We start from the raw sequence: 20,281 nt of genomic DNA on the forward strand, positions 1-20,281 counted from the left end.
CTTATTTCTTTAATAATCTTTCGATTGTTGCGTCTTTTTCTTCGAGCAATGCGTTACTCTTGTCAAGGAGGCTTTGATAAGCTTTCTCATATTCTTTTTCTAATAAATCAAGCTTATGCCAGACATCTTCTTCATCTATTCCATTAATAAGTTTCTTTTTAAACTTGAGATCTTTTAAATAATTAGAAATATTTTCTAAATCACCTTTAATCATTTATCTTTTTCCTTCTCATGGACATAAGAACAATCATTAATACACCTGTACCTAATAAAATAATATAGCTACGACTATCTGATTTTACACCTGTAGGTGTAAGAATTTCTTTATTGTTGATGATTTCTATAGAATCATCGCCTGTTTTATCCTTGTCAGTTATAGATAATACACCATCTTTATCACTTCCATTATAAGAAATAATATAGCCATCATCTTCAACTGACTGATCTTCTTTTACTATATACTTTGTTCCAATAGGGAGTTTCTCAATATAAATGTTTTGACCATCCCTAAGACTTATTGATGACTGACCTTGAGCATTAAATGTAAGCGTGCCTGACTTAGATCCGCTATATTGATAAGATCCGGTAATCGGTTTATTGTTTTTATCTTTTAAAGTAATATTAATAGTGAAATCTTTAGAGGCATCTCCCATATTGCCGGTAACGGTTTTAGAAATTCTTAATCCGGGCTTTTCTCTGTTTGTAACTAAGACCGGACTATCAGGATCTCCTTGTCTGATTTTAAAGGTATTTTGATCAGAAGCTTTGTGAATCTCTATTTCATTATCATAAACTTTGATAGTAGATTCATATAATTTGAAATCATAATTATCTTCAGTAACACTATAAGTATCCTCTAAACGAAGATTAGTCATTACCTTTCTTTCACCTGCTTTAAGTTTATAAGTTATATCATATCCTCTATCACTAGTAACATGAATATTGTAAACCTTATTATTGTCCTGAGCAGCCGTTTTCTCTTTTCCGTTTTTATCAATAAGTTTCTTCTCTACTATCAGAAGTATCGGATCAACAGCCGGAATATCAAAGTCACCCTTATCCGATGAAAGTATTTTATCTGTACCGTTAACGTCTTTATAACTGACATCTGTCTTGCCGTTAGTTTTATAGGTTTTATTCTGGACTATTGGCTGATCTTTATTAATAAGAGCCAGAATATCATCATTAATATTAATTCTATAAGTCATCTTGGCAAAGCGGTATGTAATACCGTCAATTTCAGCTGTTTTCTCTAAAGTTCCGGTATCCCAGCTGATTTTCTTATTTGCATAAGACTGAGTACCTTGAGATATATGAATATTGGAAACTTCACCAATAGGAATCTCAAAACCTGTACCCATAGGATCTGAAACTTTTACATTTTTCATAGCACTTAGTATCTTTCCGGCAATACCTGTAAAAACGGTTTCAAGCTGTTCCGGTGTCTTATTACGCTCATAAGTAGAACTTGAACTGGCAACCTTTCCTAAGACATAATCTCCATTGCTGCCATTAGATACCTGCAAGCCGATAGAATAAACCTGCATCTTCTTATCTTTTTTAGCAAATCCTGATTCATTGATTGTTGAATTGGCATGACTTTCTAAGACAAGATAGCCTTTTTCCGAATGATTGAAGCCGCTATTAGGATCATAATATCTTTTATGAACCGGATGACTGCCGCTAGATTCAGTAGAATAAGAACCTGCACCGAAACCTGTTCTTGTACCATAACGATAACTGTCGGGAGTTAAATCATGGGCATTTCCTTCATTCTGATGTGAGATATAAGCGTAGCCGGAATGATCACCTATTCGTATACTATTGTTACTATTTTGTGCATATGCGTACTCTACATTAACATTCTTAAGATCATAATTATTAATATTAGCATTTATAGATGTACTAAAAGTAGGCTCACCATCTGATAGTAAAACAATATATTTATGATCAGCGTGAGAATTATTTAGAATCTTTCTAGCTTCATATAAGCCTCCCTGAGTATACGTTCCTCCATTTGCTGACAAGCTGCTAATCTTCTGCTTTAATACTGAACCATTGGATGTTAAAGCCTGATCAACAGAAACATTACTTTCAAAAGAAACAAGAGATACTCTAGTATTACCGGAATTACCATCAGGCAATACTATATCAACAAACTTATTGGCAGCAGCTATAGCTTTAGCCATTCTTGAGTTCTCTTTCATACTGCCGGACTTATCAATCACGAGAACAACATCAGATGTTTCTTTGACATCTCTGGCAGTCATATACAGTGAGATATCCCAAGTATTTACCATACCGCTAACCGGATTTGCATCTTTAAAGACAGCTGTTTTTCCCGGCATAAGATTCTTATTCTTAATTTTCTGTTTTTCAGCTTCCGTCAGCGTGCCGGCACTAGGTACAGCAGGATCTTTAGCTTTTACCTGCTTACCAATAAGACTAAAACATAAAGCAAAGCTAAATAATAGTGACAATGTTTTTCTTATCTTACTTTTGCTTTTCATCATGTCCTCCTTTCTGAATTTTCTCAAGCAATTAATAATACTTCTGTTAAGTTTTTTTTTTGTTAATTCCTCCTTTCTAAATCGCTTGAAACGATTAATCTTACTTATAAAAATATAATATGTTTTAAAAACAAGTAATTCAATAAAATTTAATAAAAAAATATTTTTTGTTGTAAAAACATATATTAATATAATATATTTGTTTTTTTAGTAAATTATATAATAAATTAATAAATGATAATTAATGAATAAGCAATTCTTCTGTTTTTAACATAAGTTTGTTATAATTAAAATATAAATGGAGGTATCAGTATGAAAAAGAATGATCAAAAGCATCTTCCGATATATGGAGTAGGACCGCTTTATGGCAGTATCATAATACTGATGTCGGCAATATCTGTTATTTTATCTGGGAACAGGATTCTTTATATTGGCATTCCTCAATATTTGGATACTCTATTTATTGTGATAGGAACTTTATTGATTATGCTGGGGATATATATATGGATAAGAGCTGTCTTAATAGATAAGCTGGACAATAGTATCAAAAAAAATAAGCTTCTTACCACAGGAATATATGCCTGGGTAAGAAATCCGGTTTATACCGCAATAACATTTGTTTGTATAGGTATTCTTTTCTTTGGAAAAGATCTATGGCTTTTAATATTCCCATTTATATTCTGGTTAATTCTTACAATTCTTATGATATGTACAGAAGAGAAGTGGCTAAAGGAATTATATGGGAAAGAATATGAGGAATACTGTGAACATGTGAATCGATGTATCCCATGGCTTCCTAGAAATAGATGAAAGGAGATAATATGATCGGTATTTTGCTTGGTAACTTTGTTTTAGAAACAGACCGTATATAGTTTTATGTAAATATGTTTGAAAGTTTTTTAACTGGCAGCTAATAAATCAGTATATTCATTTTATGAGATAAGCCAACAAAGAATGAAGTTAACTTAGAATTAATAATATTTAAAAGTATGATAATTGTCACTTATATTCTTTTTTTATACTCTTATAGATAAAAGGTGATAAATATGAAATACAGGTATAATCTTTTAAGATTGATGATTATTTTTATAGTAATAGGAGCAGGCTTTTATATCCATAAAATGATTATTGCTTTAATTAATTTAAACAGATAATATTGTTTTTTGTTTAAAAAAATTAGTGATATAGTATTTATAACTGGAGGATATAATATGTCTAAATTAATTATTAATGGAGTAGATGGAAATTTTGGATATTATGTAGCTTCTCATATTGAGAAACTGGTAAAGAAAGAGGATCTGATCTTAACAGTTCCATTTGAAAAAGCAAGAGAACCTTGGTTGGAGAAAGGCTATGATTGTCGATTAGCTAACTTTAATCATCCTGATTCATTAACTGAAGCTTTTAAGGGAGGAGATGCAATCCTAATTATTTCTGCACCGTTTGTTGGAGTGAAAAGAAGAGCTGCTCATAAGAATGCGGTTGATGCAGCTATTAAGGCAGGTGTTAAAAAGATTGTCTATACGTCTTTAGTAAATGCTCAAGATGAGGAGAACCCTTCTATTGAAAAAATAGATCATGCCTGGACTGAAAATTATATCGCAAATAAAGATATTAATTTTGTTTTTCTGAGAAACTCACAATATGCAGAAGCAATGATTACTGCTTATTTTGCAGCTGTAGATACCGGTCATATGATGACCTCATGTCAGGGAGATGGACATATGTCTTATATTTCTCGAAGAGACTGTGCTAAAGCTGCTATGTATGCACTCGCAAGAGAAGACTTATTCTATTCAGTATTGAATATTAATGGTCCGGAATCAATGACTTTAAAAGAGTTTATTGCTTTAGGCAATAAGGCATCCGGACTTCATATAGGATTAAATGAAGTAAGTGAAGAAGAAACATATGCTGCCTTTGATGCTATTGGTGTTCCTAGAAATACCGATGGTAAATTTCAGGAAGATTCAAAAGCACCTTATTCATCTGATGGTATGGTTACTTTTGCACGAGCAATTAGGTTAGAGAAAATGTCTACTCATACAAAAGTATTTGAATGGTTAACAGGAGATCAACCTAGAACAGTTTCCTATATGTTTGAGCATCAGGAAGATTATCAGGTAGGCAGAAGAAATAGTACAGATAATTAAAAAAATATAATAAAGCAGGGGGTGAGTCTATGATATTGAATACCGGCAATAGAACAGACATTCCTGCTTTTTTTAGTGAATGGTTTATGCAAAGAATAAAAGCAGGATATGTCTATACTAGAAATCCATATAATCCTCAAATGATTATTTCTTACAAACTGAATCCTGATTTAATAGATCTTATTACATTTTGTACTAAGAATCCTATTCCTATGCTTAAATATATGGATGATCTTAAAGTTTATCGTATGTTTTGGCATATTACTTTAACTTGCTATGGAAAAGACATAGAACCATTTGTACCTAATAAAAACAGAATTATAGATGCAATCAAAAAATTATCTGAGTATGTGGATAAAAAAGCTATCTGCTGGCGTTATGATCCTATCTTAATTAATCAAAAGTATACTGTAGAGTATCATATCAAAATGTTTGAAAGTATTTGCCGGAGATTATCTGGTTATGTGGGATGCTGTATTTTTAGTTATATAGATTTATATAAGAAAACAATCAGAAATTTTCCTGATGTAAGACCTGTTTCTTATGAGGATAAAAAGAAGCTTGCGGAAGCTTTTATGAAAATATCCCGACAATATCATATTAAGTTAAAAACCTGTCTGGAGGATGATCGGTTTTTAAAAGATTCAGATATTGATACAGGCGGATGCTATAGCCAAGCTGCGATTGAAAAAGCTATAGGAATCAAGCTCAAGGCTCCTGTTTCTTTAATGACAAGACCAGGATGTTCTTGTCTTTTAGGGAATGATATTGGTATGTACAATACTTGTCTACATGGATGTAAATACTGTTATGCAAATGAGGATAGGGCTGTCATTAAGAAGAATTATCAGAATCATGATCCTTTTTCTCCTTTATTGATTGGTCATGTAAGAAAAGAAGATATTATTAAAGAAGCAAAGCAAGTTTCTTATATAGACTATCAGATGTCTTTATTTGATTAATAAAAAAAAGAAGCTGTTAAGCTTCTTAAATAAGTCCGGTCATTGGTAATAGGAAACAGACAATTCCTCCGATAACGGTAAAGAGAATAGTCCATTTAACAGTCTTGGATAAGATCTGACTTTCAGATCCTCCTAATCCGACAGCTGCTGTTCCAATTGCAATACTTTGAGGACATATCATTTTTCCTAATCCGGCACCCATTAGATTGGCTGCTGCCAGCCATTCCCGGTTAGCACCAATAGCTTGAGCTGTCTGAACCTGTAATGAACCAAATAAAGCTGTTGTTGAAGTACCGGATCCTGTTACAAATCCTCCAATTGTACCGATTAATGGTGAAATAAATGGGAAGAAAATACCGGTAACAGCAACTAATACTTTAGCAATATCACCAATCATACCGCTATATCCCATGATCTTAGCAACTGCTAATACTGAGCAGATGGTTAAGATTGTTTTTATATTTGAAGTGATGGTATGTCCTAATACTTTAAACATAGAAGGAATATTTATTCCTTGAATAAGACCGCCAATAAATCCTGCCAGCAGTATTAAGACACCGGGTGTATTGATCCAATAGAAGGTAAGAGTAGCAGGGTTTTTACCTGTATAGAACTGGATCTTTGAATGAATACCGGCGAGCGGATCATGAATGAACGGAACTAGAGTAGAAGATAATAATAAGAATAGGAAAATGAATATAAATGGTGACCATGCTTTTAAGGCTTTGATAAATGTTAATCCTTGTAAGTTATCTTTAGATGTCTTTACCTTGTAGTCATCATTATTAAACTTCATTTTCATAGCTGCTATAATCATGACAGCCATTGAAACAATAGCACCTAGAATATCAGCTAAATCCGGACCAATAAATCCGGCAGCAATAAATTCCGGGATAATAAATGATAAATCAGCAATTAAGATGAAAGGAATGAGTCCTTTAAGTGCTTTAGTTCCTTTACCGATAATGATAACCGCAATAAATGGAATAATAAACTGAACAGCCATTTGAATTAAAGCAACTTTACCGCTGATAGCAACAACATTCAATCCGGTAATATTAGCCATAGTATTTGTTGGAACACCAACTGAACCGAAAGCAGTAGGTGTTGAATTAATAACCAGACAGCTGACAACTGATAATAAAGGATCAAATCCTAATCCTACCAAAATACCTGCCGGAATTGCAACGGCTGTTCCAAACCCGGCCATACCTTCCATAAAGTTACCAAAACCAAAAGCAATAATGAGCATTAAGACTCTCTTATCGGTTGAAACAGAAGCCAGCATAGCTTTAATAGAATCCATGGCTTTTGTTTCTAAAGTCAGATTATAAACAAATAATGCTGCCAAAATTACAATAATAATCGGCCACAAGGCATTTGCGATACCTTCAACAGCAGCACTTGTGGCATCAGCAATCGGCATATGCCAGAGTCCTAGTGCTTCTATAAAAGTAATAGCTAAGGCGATCAGACAAGCTTTATAGCCGGGCATTTTTAACACAGACATTGCAGCTATTAGCCATATAATAGGTAATAGAGCAAGTATAAACATAATAAGATTCATATCTTTTCCCCTTTTATTTTCTTATATCTTTTTAGCCATTGTATGACGAAGTTACTATTATGTCTATGATAAAAGGAAAATATTTTTATTTCATTTAATAAATAGTATAATATCTTTGCTTTATAGTGTTCATAGAGAGATTTTTTGCTTGTGGTTACTTCAATTATGCAGAATTGTTATATGTACCCCTTTTTTTGTTTCACATTAATTGTAATACTATAATAAAACTAAATTTCTGATTAATGAAATATTGGATGAATTCAATAATTATAGTATAATAATGAAAATTTTATTTACAAATAAGATAAGGTTATTATGCATTAAACTATAAACCGTTATGGATATAATAAGTAAAAAAAGGATTAAAGAAAACCGATATGATAAAAATGGCAGGAACCACTTATGTTGTGGCACAAATAAGCCTGTCATACTTAAGAATTTAGAGAGAATATATAAAGTGCTCGATTGTGCACCTAATGATGTATTCTCTTTTGATGATAAATATATTGAATAATTTAGGAGAGATGGCGAATATGGACAAATTTAAGATTTCTTTACTTTGCCGGCTGATTGTACTTGTCTTAAGTGGCATATTATTTGTAATCTCGGAATTTTATTCTATTTTTTGTTAGGGAAAGGCTCTTTCAAAGAAGATGGAAATAAAGCATCTTGGAAATTTAAATTAAAAATAATGTATTCCATCTTTTTTACCGGATTGACTACAATTTTTAGCTTGATATGCTTTGTTTTTCTTTATAATGGGAAAAGTTTTTTCGAATTAGCATTTATTATTAAAGACAGTTTTCAATACATAGACCGGTGGTGAATGCTTGTTTTTGTTGCTTGTTGTGTTTTTTTGTGTTTGTAATGTGGCTTGATCATAAAAAACATTCATCAAAGCAGGAATTTACCTATATAAATTTATGAGAACTATTTGATTGTATAGCTTTAGTGTTGTTTACGATCGGTTAATGCCTATCTACTTGACTATTTATTTCAGACAATACATTGTCATTAAGTGGGTAATAGATTTGAAAAATACTTATTATTCCATGCCGATTCTTATATATAATATCTGCTTCATGTATATTAAATATTCTATATGGGGAATATATATCATATCTGTTAGACAGTTCAGAAAGAGATTGATGTTTTTCCGTAGTATAATAATGTATCAAAGATAGATATTATTTATGTACTTCATTTTCTAAAGTTTAAAAAAGAATGAAATATTTTAACTGCTATGATAATCTTTAAATATGAAAACAATGACTAATGAAATAGCTTTACAGTTTGGCTTAACTGTCATAGAAATAGTTAAAAAGAAAGCCTTAAATCCGGTAAGAATAAGAGTTGTATTAGATGGGGATGTTGTATTTCAGTATATGATGGAAGGAAAGAAAGGAGATGAATGGCTAGATAGGAAACAGAGAACTGTTGAGAGAACACATCGATCTTCATTAGATGTATTTAATCATTCCTATGATTATAAGGAACTCTTAGATGATCATCGTTATGCAGTGTGTGGAGGTGGTTATCCTATTATTATTGATGGAGTTTATCGTGGAACTTTTATTGTTTCCGGATTAGAACATACACAGGATCATCAGTTAATTGTAGATGCTTTAAAAGAAATGGAGGAAAATAAATGAAACTTGCGATTTTAGGAACAGGTATGATTGTTCATGATTTAATGAATACAATTCATGATTTAGATTTAGAGAGAGTAGATATTTTTTCTACACAATCATCATATGATCAGGCTATAGAACTTGTGAGAGAATATCACTTGAATGATGTTTACGTAGACTATGATCAGCTTTTAGAGGGTGAGTGTGATACTGTTTATATAGCTCTTCCTAATTTTCTTCATTATCAGTTTGCTAAAAAGGCATTGCTTCATAATAAGAATCTTATTATTGAAAAGCCAATTACAAGTACATATGAAGAATTAAAAGAGTTAGAAGAGTTAGCTGATAATAAACATCTAATTATATTAGAGGCTGTTACTGTTCATGCAATGCCGGCTTATCTATCATTGAAAGAGAAAATCAAGACATTAGGAGATATAAAAATTCTTTCGTTGAACTATTCGCAGTATTCTTCACGTTATGATGCATTTAAACAAGGTAAGATACTTCCTGCATTTGATTATCATAAATCGGGCGGTGCACTTTATGATCTTAATATTTATAATGTTCACTTTACGGTAGGTTTATTCGGTAAGCCGAATAAAGTCTTTTATTATCCTAATATTGAAAGAAATATTGATACAAGTGGTATTCTTATTCTAGAATATTCCCATTTTAAAGCAGTACTGGTAGGTGCTAAAGACTGTCAGGCACCGTTAATGAACACTATTCAGGGAGATAAAGGTCATATTGTTATTAGGATGCCGGTATCACGGATGAGAGATTATCAGATAACTTACAACAAAGAAAAGACTGAAGATTTCTCATTTGATAATAAAGCTCATGGCATGAGCTATGAATTTAAAGAATTTATTAGAATAATTGATACAAAGGATTATCAGAAAGCACATGATTTATTTGAAATATCAAAAACTGTCAGTGAAGTATTAAATCAAGCACGAAAAACAGGAGGTATTAGATTTGATGCAGACAAATAAGATAACAGTAGGTTTTATTGGAGCAGGAAAAAGTACACATCGTTATCATTCACCATTTATTCTAAACAGGTCAGATAAATTTATTATTAAATCGGTGTGGGCCAGGGATTTGAATCATATTAAATGGGATCGCTTAAAAGATGTAAACTATACTGATGATTTAAATAGTGTTTTAAAAGATCCGGCTATTGATTTAATTATAGTAACAACACCGGTTAAGCATTATGAATTCACAAAAATGGCTATTGAACATGGCAAGCATGTTATTTGTGAAAAACCTTTTGTGAATACAGTATTGCAGGCAGAAGAACTTTTTGCTTTAGGAAAAGAAAAGGGAGTTATGGTTCAGTGTTATCAGAATAGACGATTTGATAGTGATTTCTTAACTGCTCAGAGGGTTATGGAATCAGGCAAATTAGGAGACATTTTGGAAGTAGAAATGCATTATGATTACTATCGTACATCAATTCCTGAAAATACAGATTATTTTGATCCTTACCATGGTTATTTATATGGTCATGCCTGTCATACTTTAGATCAGGTCATTTCTTATTTTGGGAAGCCTGAAAGAGTTCATTATGACGTCAGACAATTGTTAGGTGAAGGACGGATGAATGACTATTTTGATATTGATTTATATTATTTGAATGCTTTAAAAGTATCTGTAAAGTCTTCTTATTTTAGAATAAAATCAAGACCTAGATTTATTATCTATGGAAAGAAAGGAATGTTTGTTAAGGAAACGGAAGATAGGCAGGAATACGATTTAAAGAGATTTTATATGCCTGATCATTCTGATTTTGGAGAAGATAGAGAGGAACATTATGGAACATTGACTTATTATAATGAATATCATGAACTGATTAGTGAAAAGATAAAAACAGTTCGTGGTGATTATGCAAGATACTATGATGCTGTTTATGAAACTTTAGTGAATAAGAAACCTCAGCTTGTCACTCATGAACAGACATTATTACAGCTCTCCATGTTAGAAGAGGGTATTAAGGAATGTAAATAATAAAAACATTAAGTGCATATTTCAGTGCAATCGGAACAAATACTAAACTAGCCGGGTAGCATAATATCAACTGAACAGGTATGATATATAGACACAAAAAGGAGGATAGCGTCATGATAGAGACACAAATAAAATCACGGCACTATACTCCTGCCTTTTGAGGATGGGGATGATGGAGAAAGTAACAGTATCGTAAATCAAAAAGCATTCTTAGAATGGTATGCAAGACAGAACAAGAAATGAGACAGATGAGGGAAGAAATCGAAGAAGCAAAGAAAGAAAAATCACGAGCTTATCACAAGGTATATTCCAAAGAATACCGAGCAAGAAAGAAGTTACAAGACACAACCTAAAACAAAATATCAAGCAATATGAAAAGAGTTTTCCTAAGTACAGGAAATCTTTTTTTGTGCAAGTAAAAAGGAAAAAATACAGATCAATGAAGAACGAGCTACACCCCCAAAGCCGAACGGAACTATGATAAAAAAGATTAGAAGAAAAACTTTTGTAACAGAAATATATTTTGACCCAAACAGCAAGGATACATTCCAAGATAAGCTGTTAAAGGTAGTACAATCTGAAAAGAAAGAATAAAGAAAAATAGATCACTTTGTATTTACCTTTTCAGTTCTTTTCCTATCTATTTCAATGAAAGTCTTAAAAACAAGTAGGAAATCTGACAGTAGAAAAAATGCCTTAAAAAGGGTATAATAAATTCATATAAAATTAACTTCGCTTTCATATATTGAAAATTGATAAGGCGAAATTCTGATATAGAGGAGGAATGTATTATGGGATGGTTTGGAAAAAAGAAAGAATGGGATACTCAAAAGTCCGACGCAAACAAAAACAGATTAAGAGAATTATTTAATGGAGTTATGGAAAATGGAAACTCTTACAATATTGTTTATGGATATGGCTTGAATATAAAAAACAGCAGCTATATTATAGCCAGAAAAACTACATATACCTATACAAGCTTGATTATAGGTTATCGTGAATCTGATATGAGCATAGTATTACTGCAAACAACTCCGGAGCTTGAGGGTTGTAGTGAAGCTGAAATTTTTAAAAAAGATAATATTAAAAAGGCAAAAATTGCAACAGGTATGTACACGATTTATCATCAAGGTGGATTGATGGCAGGATATACTCAATTCGCAATTTTAGCAGAAAATGATGAAAAATTCCTTGCTTATGTATATCAGCCTGAAGAATATGATAAGTTTCACACATTTTTTAAGAAGTTTTCAGGTAAGTAAGCTATGGACCGGTTAATATATTTATTCGTTTTTTTAGTTATCTGTACTATATGGTTTTTTATTACACGTATTTGGGTAGGCAGTATAGATTTGATAATCTCCGGATTTAAGAAACTATTTGGACTTGATAAAAAAATAATACAGAAAAATGGCACACCTTAGAGGATATTAGAGACAAGAAAAAAGATTAAATAACAAATATTAATTAAATTTATAAAACTTTGAAAAACAGTAAATCAAATGATATGTACCCTCCTTACTGATTGTCCAGTAAAGAGGGTACATATCAAAATCGGTTTACTGTTTTTTCTTTGCTCAAAAATAAAAAGAGGGAAAAGCAGAAAATGAAAAATATAGATGAAAAACTTTAATGACAGAAGTAGAAATCAAGCAGTTACAAAACAAAAGAAAAAACTCATCAGCCAGCAAAAACAGGAAGAACGAAAAAAAGAGAGATAGACGGCTTTATGAGAAAGAAGCAGTCTTTGAAAGTGCAAAGAAATATTTGCAAGAGCATTTAGAAGAAAACAAGACCTTAAACATATCCAAATAGAAATCAGAAGTTGCCAATATGAAGAAAGAGAAAAATAGCTTTTACAATCAAATATTAAAGATACGAGAGGAAGTAGAACAGGCAGAAAAAGTTAAGACTTGTATAGAGCAGTTATAGGAACAAGAAAAGGAACTAACATAGGTAAAGAGGAATGAATTATACATATAAAACTTGGTTTAAGTATGTTATAATATATGGTAATAATCAGATTGGCTGTCTGATTGTTTCAAAAATTTCAGATGATTGTAAGAGAGTATTTGTAGGGTACCATTACCGGATGATTTTCCATTTAAAGAAATGTACTTTGAAACCAATTGCTGACGCTAATTAGCAGTGCATGCGAGTCAATTTCTGGAGCTACTCCATCGGCTTAGGATGATTGGATTTCAATTCAAAATGGAGGATATGTATCAAAAGAAAGAACAGGGTAAACTTCCAAAGACAATTTCTATTTCCGGTATAGGAAAATTTAAGTATGATGACAGGGGTGGTTACCAAGCGAGAATAAAAGGAATTGATGTTTCGCTTAGCTGTGAAGACAAAACAGAATACAAATATACGGCTGAAGAGATTATCGAAACGATGAAAGAAATGGAGTATGACGGGATGAACGGATAGGAGGTTTCTCATGGCAATAGACGGTGTAAAAATTATAGATAGTGATGATGGATATGATATTTACAACTGTGTTGTAGAAAACTATAAAGATGGAGTAAGTGTCGACAAAATTATAGCGGATATGCTGGCAGATGAAAAAAATTATTGTACCGATGATTTTTATGCAGAAATTTATTGGACTTCTTTTGCCTATTCTTTATGGAAAATAGGACATTTACCTGATGAGATAAAAAATAAAGCCTTAGAAATAATTGCAAAAGGAGCTAACGAATTTTGGCTTGAAATCGACAGTAAAGCATTGAAACAAAGACAAAAGGTTTTAGATAAATTAGCTGTACAATTACAGAGCAAAAATCTCAAACCTATTAAAGTTCCAAAAGGAAAGATAAAACGAGTACCTTATTTTAATAAGGGAGATGTTCTTGTAATAAAGTTTGATAATGAATATGGAGTTTGTTTTGTTTCATCAGTAGATGAAAGACCGAGAAAGTTAGAATACAATTTAGCTTGCACTCGTTTATTACAAAAAGAGAAACCCAATATTGATGATTTCCTAAACAGTCAAATTGCGTGTACTAAACAAAACACGTCATATTGCCTTAGTACAGATTGTTGGTTCAATCATAAAGATTTGGGAGTTCTGTTAGATAGAATAGAAAAAATAGGGCAAGTTGAATTGGAAGATTATATTTTAGGAACACTATCACCGGCTTCTACACTGGAAGATATTTATAATGAAATCACAAGAAATAAAGAAACTTCGAGTCTTAGATTCAAGGATACTTACTATCTAATAAGAAATTTTGAAACTTATGTAAATTGAACAACAAATCCCGGTTTGTCTAAATGAATATAATAAATTGAGAAACAGTAAATCAAATCGTTTTACTGTTTTTCTTGCTCAAATGTCAAAAGAAAAAGCGTCTATAAATATAAAAAGGTACATATCAAAACGTTCGCTGGAAAGCTGTCCGATGTTATGGGAACAGTTCTTTATGAAATGAAGCCTAAATTACCATATACGCTAGAAATACTCATCAGGAACTATTAGTCTCATGTCAGAATACAATCTTAAAAGAAGACTTAAAATCTTGGGCTTATATTTTAATAATAGAATATTGAATTCGGAAAAATTGAATATAGATTAAAGATTATATGAAAGCACTTTCATATTTTTATTGTATAAAACTAATATTTCTTTATAAATTTTGAAAGTAGATACTGAACATATGTGAATTATTGAAAGAAAAAATAAATTTTTATAAGATATACATGAAAGGAGACAGAGAATGATAGAAAGTATAAGAAAGCATCTGATTGTTTCTTGTCAGGCTTTAAAGGATGAACCTTTATACTCCTCGTTTATTATGTCAAAAATGGCATTGGCTGCACAAATGGGAGGAGCAAAAGGTATACGTGCTAATTCGGTGGACGATATAACTGAAATAAAGAGAACTGTTAATCTTCCGATTATTGGTATTATTAAAAAGGATTATGATGATAGTGATGTTTATATCACACCAACCATTTCTGAAGTAGATGATTTAGTAAAAACAGGCTGTGAAATAATAGCTATGGATGCAACATCTTCATTAAGGCCAAATAATATACCTTTAGATATATTTTTTAAACAGGTTAGAGAAAAGTATTCTAATCAGTTATTTATGGCAGACTGTTCTACTATTGAAGAGGCTATTAATGCTGATAAGCTGGGATTTGATTTTATTGGAACAACATTAGTAGGTTATACTTCTCAAAGTCATAAAGATAGAATAGAAGCAGAAGATTTTAAGATAATAAGAGAGATTATTAAGAATGTAAGTCATCCGGTTATTGCTGAAGGAAATATTGATACTCCTGAGAAAGCAAGAAGAGTATTAGATTTAGGATGTTATAGCGTGGTAGTAGGATCTATTATTACAAGACCACAGGTTATTACAAAAAGGTTTACAGATATGATAGAAAGGGGAAAAATGAATGAATGAATTAATGGACAAATTAGCTGATAAGATGCTCCCTGTTGCACAAAAAATGTCAGATAACAGATATCTTTCAGCTATTAGGAATGCATTTGTAACAGTTATGCCGATTATTATTGGCTGTTCTATTTTTACTTTATTAAATAGTGTTTTATTAGGTAAAGGCAATTATTTGGATAAATGGTTTGGTATTCAGTGTAATGAGCTTGTCAATATGGGTGGAGCTATCGTTTCTGCCGGCACTGGGGAAATGAAGAAAAGATATGGTTTTGTCTATGTTGACAGATTTAATGATGGACATGGAACATTAGAAAGAAAAATCAAGAAATCTTACTATCATTATAAGGAAATCATTGAAACAAATGGGGAATACTTAATAGATAAGTAATAGAGATGATAGTGAAGCAATGGCTTCACTATCATTTGTTTTTAATTGTAAGATTAATAAGTATGCAAGGAAGATCTGGCAGAGTAAAAATAGCGTAGCAGTTATAAGACTGTTACGCTAAAAAAATTAACTTTTTGAGGTTCCTCATAATCGGTGGTTATGATTTTTTCTTTTTAGATTTTTCTTCTGATGGGAATTTTTCTAGTAGGTAAGATTGAATATAAACTTTAAAGACAACAGAGATAATTGTTTTATGAAAAATATCAGTAATCTTTTTATCACTGAATAAATCTTTTTGTTCATAAACATTTTTTAAAAGATTTTCAAAGATATCACAGAAGTTATTATAGGCAGTTTCCAGTTTAGAATTTTCTAATTGAATCTGAATCATATGTGCTATTTCATCTAATGAATAAACACGTTTATAGAGACATATTACAATAAAATAAGCAACCTGAGATCTTGTATATCTTTTTTTGATAGGTGCTTCTACAATGCCGTTTTTTACATAATTATTAATCATTGTAGAAGTAATGATTTTTTCACCCTTCTCTTCTGATAAAAAAGAAAGACTCTTTTCAATAAGTGTGATCACTTGATCAATATAAAGAGGAAAATCAGGTATTTCTTCCCAGCGTAAAATATGTATATCTTTAAATTTTTCCATTTATATCACCTTCTTCATTTTAACAAAGTAGAACAAGGAAGTCAAATGTTCTAGTTTTTAAAACTAAAACATTTGACATGCTATATTAGAAATGATAAATTTAAAGAGAAGGACGGTGTGGAAGATGAAAATAATGACAGATACAAGTGCATTATATTCTCACAAGGAAGGAGAAGCCTTAGGCTTAGAAATTTTATCTTTGAGTGTTACCATTAATAATAAAACATATAAAGAATTTGAGGAAATACAGCCTGAAGAATTCATCGAAATAATTGAACAAGGCCATATGCCTGTGTCTTCTCAACCTCCTATTGGAGAAACAATAGAAGTATTAGAGAAATATGAAGGTGAAGATGTTATTATCTTGAATATGGCTGATGGTCTTTCAGGGACTTACCAGTCTACTGTTTCAGCGAGAAATAGTATAGATGGAAATGAGCATATGCATGTGATTAATACGAAAACATTATGTGGACCACATCGCTATCTGGTTAATCTTGCTTTGTCTTTAAAAGATAAAGGATGCAGCACGGAAGAAATAATAGATATTATTTATCAGAAGATGGAATTTACAAAATCATTTTTAATTCCGATAGATTTTAAGTTCTTGCAAAAAGGTGGAAGATTATCTCCATTAGCCGCTAAGATCGGTGGTATGCTTAAAATTATTCCGGTCTTAGAGCTCACAAAAGATGGCAGAAGTTTAGATAAATATACAATCAAGAAAACAGAGAAAGGTGCTTTAAAATCAGTGATTAAATGTTTTAAAGAAATGGGAGTTAACGAGACATGCTTGATTTCTGTAACTCATGCCGGAGTACCGGCTAAAGCAGCTTATTATAAAGAGATTCTTCAGGATAGCTTTCCGGATACTGAAATAGAAATTATTGAACTGTCACCGGTATTTATTACTCATGGGGGACCTGGCTGCATTGCGATTCAGATGATAGGAAAATAAAACGAAGAAATCCTTCTTCGTTTTTCTTATTTGGGATAGAATAGATATAATCCATTCATGGAAAATCTATTCATTATGGTATATAATGGAAAAGGAAAGTAGTGGTGATTAAAGATGTTAGAAGTTTGTTGTGGCAGTTATGAAGATGCATTAACAGCTTCTCAGGCGGGAGCTAAACGAATAGAATTGAATAGTGCATTACCATTAGGAGGATTGACTCCAACAACTGCAACATTAGATATGATTAAAAGAAATACAGATATGGAAGTTATCTGTATGGTTAGATGCCGAGAAGGAGGCTTTTTCTATAGTGAGAATGAATATATGCAAATGATAGAAGAAGCAACTGAATTATTGGAACATGGAGCTGATGGTATTGCTTTCGGTTTTTTAGATGAACAAAAGAATTTAAGTGTAACGCGTATTAGAAATATGGTGACATTAATCCATAGTTATAATAAAATAGCTGTTTTTCATAGAGCATTTGATGTGATGGAGAACACTGATTCTATTCATATGCTTTATGAATTAGGTATAGATAGAGTACTTACCAGCGGTCAGAAGCCTACAGCTTTTGCCGGAATAGAAACATTAAAGAATCTTCAGGAAAATTATGGAGATAAAATAGAAATTGTAGCAGGATGCGGCATTACACATGAAAATGTTTTACATATTATGAAAGAGACAGGAATTATAAATATTCATTCTTCATGTAAAGAGTATAGTCTTGATCCAACAACATCAGGATCATCAGTAAGTTTTAGCGTTCATAAGAATGAGTATCAGCATGTATCTTTCAGTAAAGTAAAAGCTATGATGAATTATCTTCCTTAGCTTATTGATATCAGATAAAGAATATAGATAATAGTCCTTTTAGAAATACGGTTTCTGGGACTATTTTTGTATAAGGAGTTCTTTATATATTTATAAATATTAAAAATTAGTTAAAAAATTATTCCTTTACTGTAGCAGTACTAACATACTTTATTGAACATGTGATAAAATATTTCTATCTACAAGAATTTGAATATCCTTGTATTCAAGAGATTAGCAGTTCATTTCATAACAGTACAGATATCACAATTAAAAATAGTTTATTAATGCTTTATTTATGATAATTTTTTGTTGTAATAGGAGATTGTTGTTGCTATAATGTCAAAGTTAAAGAGAGGTGCACAAATATGGAAATAAGAAATGTTGCAATTATTGCCCATGTTGACCATGGTAAAACAACATTAGTCGATCAGTTACTGAAACAGTCAGGAACTTTAGAAGCACATGAAGAGATAGCTGAAAGAGCTATGGATAGTAATGATTTAGAGAGAGAAAGAGGAATAACTATTCTGTCTAAAACAACTGCTATTCATTATAAAGATAATAAGATTAATATTATGGATACACCGGGTCATGCTGATTTTGGTGGAGAAGTAGAACGTATTATGAATATGGTTGATGGTGTTTTACTGGTAGTAGATGCTTATGAAGGAACCATGCCACAGACGCGTTTTGTCTTAAAGAAAGCATTAGAAGCACATGTTAAGCCTATTGTTGTAATTAATAAGGTAGATAGGCCGGTGGTTAGAATAGATGAAGTAATGGACGAAGTTTTAGAATTATTCATGGAACTGGGAGCTGATGATGATCAGCTTGATTTTCCTACTTGTTATGTATCAGCATTAAATGGAACAAGTTCATTAGATCCTGATATTAGTACTCAAGAGCATAACATGGATTGTGTATTTGATATGATTGTAAATGAAATACCTGCACCTATTGTTGATGAGGAAGGAAGTTTATTATTCCAGCCTGCTTTATTAGATTATAATGATTTTGTTGGAAGAATTGGTATTGGAAGAATTCAGAGAGGAACAATGAAGCTCAATCAGAATGTAGCCTGCTTAAGAGCTGATGGAACAAAGACTACTTTTAGAATTCAGAAGCTTTATTCTTTTTTAGGCTTACATCGTATTGAAGTATCTGCTGCACAAGCAGGTGATATTGTTGCAATTGCCGGTCTTTCTGATATTGGTGTTGGTGAAACAGTCTGTGATCCATCTCATGAGGAAGCTTTACCTTTATTACATATAGATGAACCAACTATTCAGATGGTGTTTGGGACAAATACATCACCTTTTGCCGGTCAGGAAGGTAAGTTTGTAACAGCTACTAAATTAGAAGAAAGACTTCTAAGAGAAACCAATAAAGATGTATCATTGAGAGTAGAAAGAATTCCCAATTCAGAAGAATGGATTGTTTCTGGACGAGGAGAATTGCATTTATCAATTTTAATTGAAACTTTAAGAAGAGAAGGATATGAAATGCAGGTTTCCAGACCGCATGTTATTATTCGTGAAATTGATGGTGTTAAATGCGAACCTTATGAGGATGTAGAAATAGAAGCACCTGATGATTGTATTGGTTCGGTTATTGAATCACTAGGCTTAAGAAGAGGTGTTATGGAAAATATGGATTCTAATGATGGTATGACATCTGTTCATTATATTGTTCCATCAAGAGGGTTAATAGGTTTTATGACTAATTTCTTAACAATAACAAGAGGATATGGTATTATTAATCATACTTTCCTGGAATATCGTCCTTTAGAAGGGGAAGCGGTCGGAGAAAGACAGTTAGGAGCTTTGGTATCCATTGATTCAGGACAAACAACAGCATATTCATTGGGTGGTGTTGAATCACGTGGTGTAATGTTTGTAGGTCCCGGTGTACAGGTTTATGAAGGAATGATTGTTGGAGAACATGCTAAAGATAATGATTTAGTTGTTAATGTAACAAAAGGAAAACAGATGACGAATACTCGTTCATCAACAAAAGATTCAACAGTTGTTTTAAAAAGACCTAAACAGATGAATTTAGAAACATGCCTTGATTATATCAATGAGGATGAACTGGTTGAAATTACACCACAAAGCATTCGTTTAAGAAAGAGATATCTTACTGAAATAGAACGTAAAAGAGCATTTAGAGCAAACAATACAAAGGGGTAATAAATTCCCCTT

General features: G+C 31.7%; 20 protein-coding genes and 1 pseudogene. 17 read left to right on the forward strand and 4 right to left on the reverse strand.

Translation table 11 applies throughout. The features are described 5' to 3' along the window. Position 1: 1 nt before the first annotated feature. Positions 2–214: a hypothetical protein gene (locus HMPREF9943_RS05360; protein WP_004802830.1), complete on the reverse strand. Its 213-nt coding sequence runs from the start codon at positions 212–214 to the stop codon at positions 2–4. Then, positions 207–2,510: a vWA domain-containing protein gene (locus HMPREF9943_RS05365; protein ID WP_004802832.1), complete on the reverse strand. Its 2,304-nt coding sequence runs from the start codon at positions 2,508–2,510 to the stop codon at positions 207–209. Before HMPREF9943_RS05365 ends, HMPREF9943_RS05360 begins: the two co-directional genes overlap by 8 nt. A gap of 312 nt (positions 2,511–2,822) precedes the next feature. On the opposite strand from HMPREF9943_RS05365, the gene HMPREF9943_RS05370 reads away from it, so the two are divergent. The 3 genes from HMPREF9943_RS05370 to HMPREF9943_RS05380 all read left to right on the forward strand — a co-directional run bounded on the left by HMPREF9943_RS05370 (position 2,823) and on the right by HMPREF9943_RS05380 (position 5,625). Next, a complete protein-coding gene (locus HMPREF9943_RS05370; RefSeq protein ID WP_004802833.1) occupies positions 2,823–3,320 on the forward strand; it encodes a methyltransferase family protein in 498 nt (165 codons plus the stop codon). 401 nt (positions 3,321–3,721) lie between these two features. Next, positions 3,722–4,663: an NAD(P)H-binding protein gene (locus HMPREF9943_RS05375; RefSeq protein WP_004802834.1), complete on the forward strand. Its 942-nt coding sequence runs from the start codon at positions 3,722–3,724 to the stop codon at positions 4,661–4,663. Positions 4,664–4,692: 29 nt separating this feature from the next. Continuing rightward, a complete protein-coding gene (locus HMPREF9943_RS05380) occupies positions 4,693–5,625 on the forward strand; it encodes a DUF1848 domain-containing protein (RefSeq protein ID WP_004802836.1) in 933 nt (310 codons plus the stop codon). 25 nt (positions 5,626–5,650) lie between these two features. Here the strand turns inward: HMPREF9943_RS05380 and HMPREF9943_RS05385 are convergent, their stop codons facing one another. Further along, a complete protein-coding gene (locus HMPREF9943_RS05385) occupies positions 5,651–7,192 on the reverse strand; it encodes an L-lactate permease (RefSeq protein ID WP_004802838.1) in 1,542 nt (513 codons plus the stop codon). A 1,259-nt stretch (positions 7,193–8,451) separates the two neighbouring features. Here HMPREF9943_RS05385 and HMPREF9943_RS05390 point away from each other — a divergent pair. From HMPREF9943_RS05390 to HMPREF9943_RS09915, 11 genes and pseudogenes are all read left to right on the forward strand, one after another. Next, on the forward strand, positions 8,452–8,844 hold the full coding sequence (locus HMPREF9943_RS05390; RefSeq protein WP_004802840.1) for a heme-binding protein: 393 nt from the start codon (positions 8,452–8,454) through the stop codon (positions 8,842–8,844). After that, entirely contained in the window at positions 8,841–9,821 is a 981-nt protein-coding gene (locus HMPREF9943_RS05395) for a Gfo/Idh/MocA family protein (RefSeq protein WP_004802842.1), read from the forward strand. The genes HMPREF9943_RS05390 and HMPREF9943_RS05395 overlap by 4 nt, the downstream gene beginning before the upstream one ends. Continuing rightward, positions 9,808–10,839, forward strand: coding sequence for a Gfo/Idh/MocA family oxidoreductase (locus HMPREF9943_RS05400; protein WP_004802844.1), 1,032 nt, complete (start codon positions 9,808–9,810; stop codon positions 10,837–10,839). The genes HMPREF9943_RS05395 and HMPREF9943_RS05400 overlap by 14 nt, the downstream gene beginning before the upstream one ends. Positions 10,840–11,316: 477 nt before the next feature. Then, positions 11,317–11,433, forward strand: a complete 117-nt coding sequence (locus tag HMPREF9943_RS10470; protein WP_081602234.1) for a hypothetical protein — start codon at positions 11,317–11,319, stop codon at positions 11,431–11,433. Positions 11,434–11,630: 197 nt separating this feature from the next. Beyond that, on the forward strand, positions 11,631–12,101 hold the full coding sequence (locus HMPREF9943_RS05405) for a hypothetical protein (RefSeq protein ID WP_004802847.1): 471 nt from the start codon (positions 11,631–11,633) through the stop codon (positions 12,099–12,101). A gap of 370 nt (positions 12,102–12,471) precedes the next feature. Continuing rightward, on the forward strand, positions 12,472–12,654 hold the full coding sequence (locus HMPREF9943_RS10490; protein ID WP_241431585.1) for a hypothetical protein: 183 nt from the start codon (positions 12,472–12,474) through the stop codon (positions 12,652–12,654). A 151-nt stretch (positions 12,655–12,805) separates the two neighbouring features. Then, on the forward strand, positions 12,806–12,985 hold the full coding sequence (locus HMPREF9943_RS10075) for a hypothetical protein (protein WP_004802849.1): 180 nt from the start codon (positions 12,806–12,808) through the stop codon (positions 12,983–12,985). Between the two features lie 74 nt (positions 12,986–13,059). After that, positions 13,060–13,272, forward strand: coding sequence for a hypothetical protein (locus HMPREF9943_RS05415; RefSeq protein ID WP_144017199.1), 213 nt, complete (start codon positions 13,060–13,062; stop codon positions 13,270–13,272). 10 nt (positions 13,273–13,282) lie between these two features. Next, positions 13,283–14,095, forward strand: a complete 813-nt coding sequence (locus tag HMPREF9943_RS05420) for a hypothetical protein (protein WP_004802853.1) — start codon at positions 13,283–13,285, stop codon at positions 14,093–14,095. A gap of 466 nt (positions 14,096–14,561) precedes the next feature. Then, a complete protein-coding gene (locus HMPREF9943_RS05425) occupies positions 14,562–15,257 on the forward strand; it encodes an N-acetylmannosamine-6-phosphate 2-epimerase (RefSeq protein ID WP_004802855.1) in 696 nt (231 codons plus the stop codon). A gap of 220 nt (positions 15,258–15,477) precedes the next feature. Further along, a pseudogene (locus HMPREF9943_RS09915) lies at positions 15,478–15,639 on the forward strand (family 1 glycosylhydrolase); the annotation flags it as partial. A 157-nt stretch (positions 15,640–15,796) separates the two neighbouring features. Here HMPREF9943_RS09915 and HMPREF9943_RS05435 read toward each other — a convergent pair. Beyond that, entirely contained in the window at positions 15,797–16,306 is a 510-nt protein-coding gene (locus HMPREF9943_RS05435) for a DUF1836 domain-containing protein (protein ID WP_004802859.1), read from the reverse strand. A gap of 124 nt (positions 16,307–16,430) precedes the next feature. Here HMPREF9943_RS05435 and HMPREF9943_RS05440 point away from each other — a divergent pair, with 124 nt between their 5' ends. From HMPREF9943_RS05440 to typA, 3 genes are all read left to right on the forward strand, one after another. Beyond that, positions 16,431–17,264, forward strand: coding sequence for a DegV family protein (locus tag HMPREF9943_RS05440; RefSeq protein WP_004802861.1), 834 nt, complete (start codon positions 16,431–16,433; stop codon positions 17,262–17,264). A gap of 114 nt (positions 17,265–17,378) precedes the next feature. Beyond that, entirely contained in the window at positions 17,379–18,098 is a 720-nt protein-coding gene (locus tag HMPREF9943_RS05445; protein ID WP_004802863.1) for a copper homeostasis protein CutC, read from the forward strand. Between the two features lie 347 nt (positions 18,099–18,445). Beyond that, positions 18,446–20,269: a translational GTPase TypA gene (gene typA, locus HMPREF9943_RS05450; protein ID WP_004802864.1), complete on the forward strand. Its 1,824-nt coding sequence runs from the start codon at positions 18,446–18,448 to the stop codon at positions 20,267–20,269. Positions 20,270–20,281: the final 12 nt, after the last annotated feature.

The sequence above is a fragment of the Eggerthia catenaformis OT 569 = DSM 20559 genome, from assembly GCF_000340375.1.
GTDB classification, from domain to species: domain Bacteria; phylum Bacillota_I; class Bacilli_A; order Erysipelotrichales; family Coprobacillaceae; genus Eggerthia; species Eggerthia catenaformis.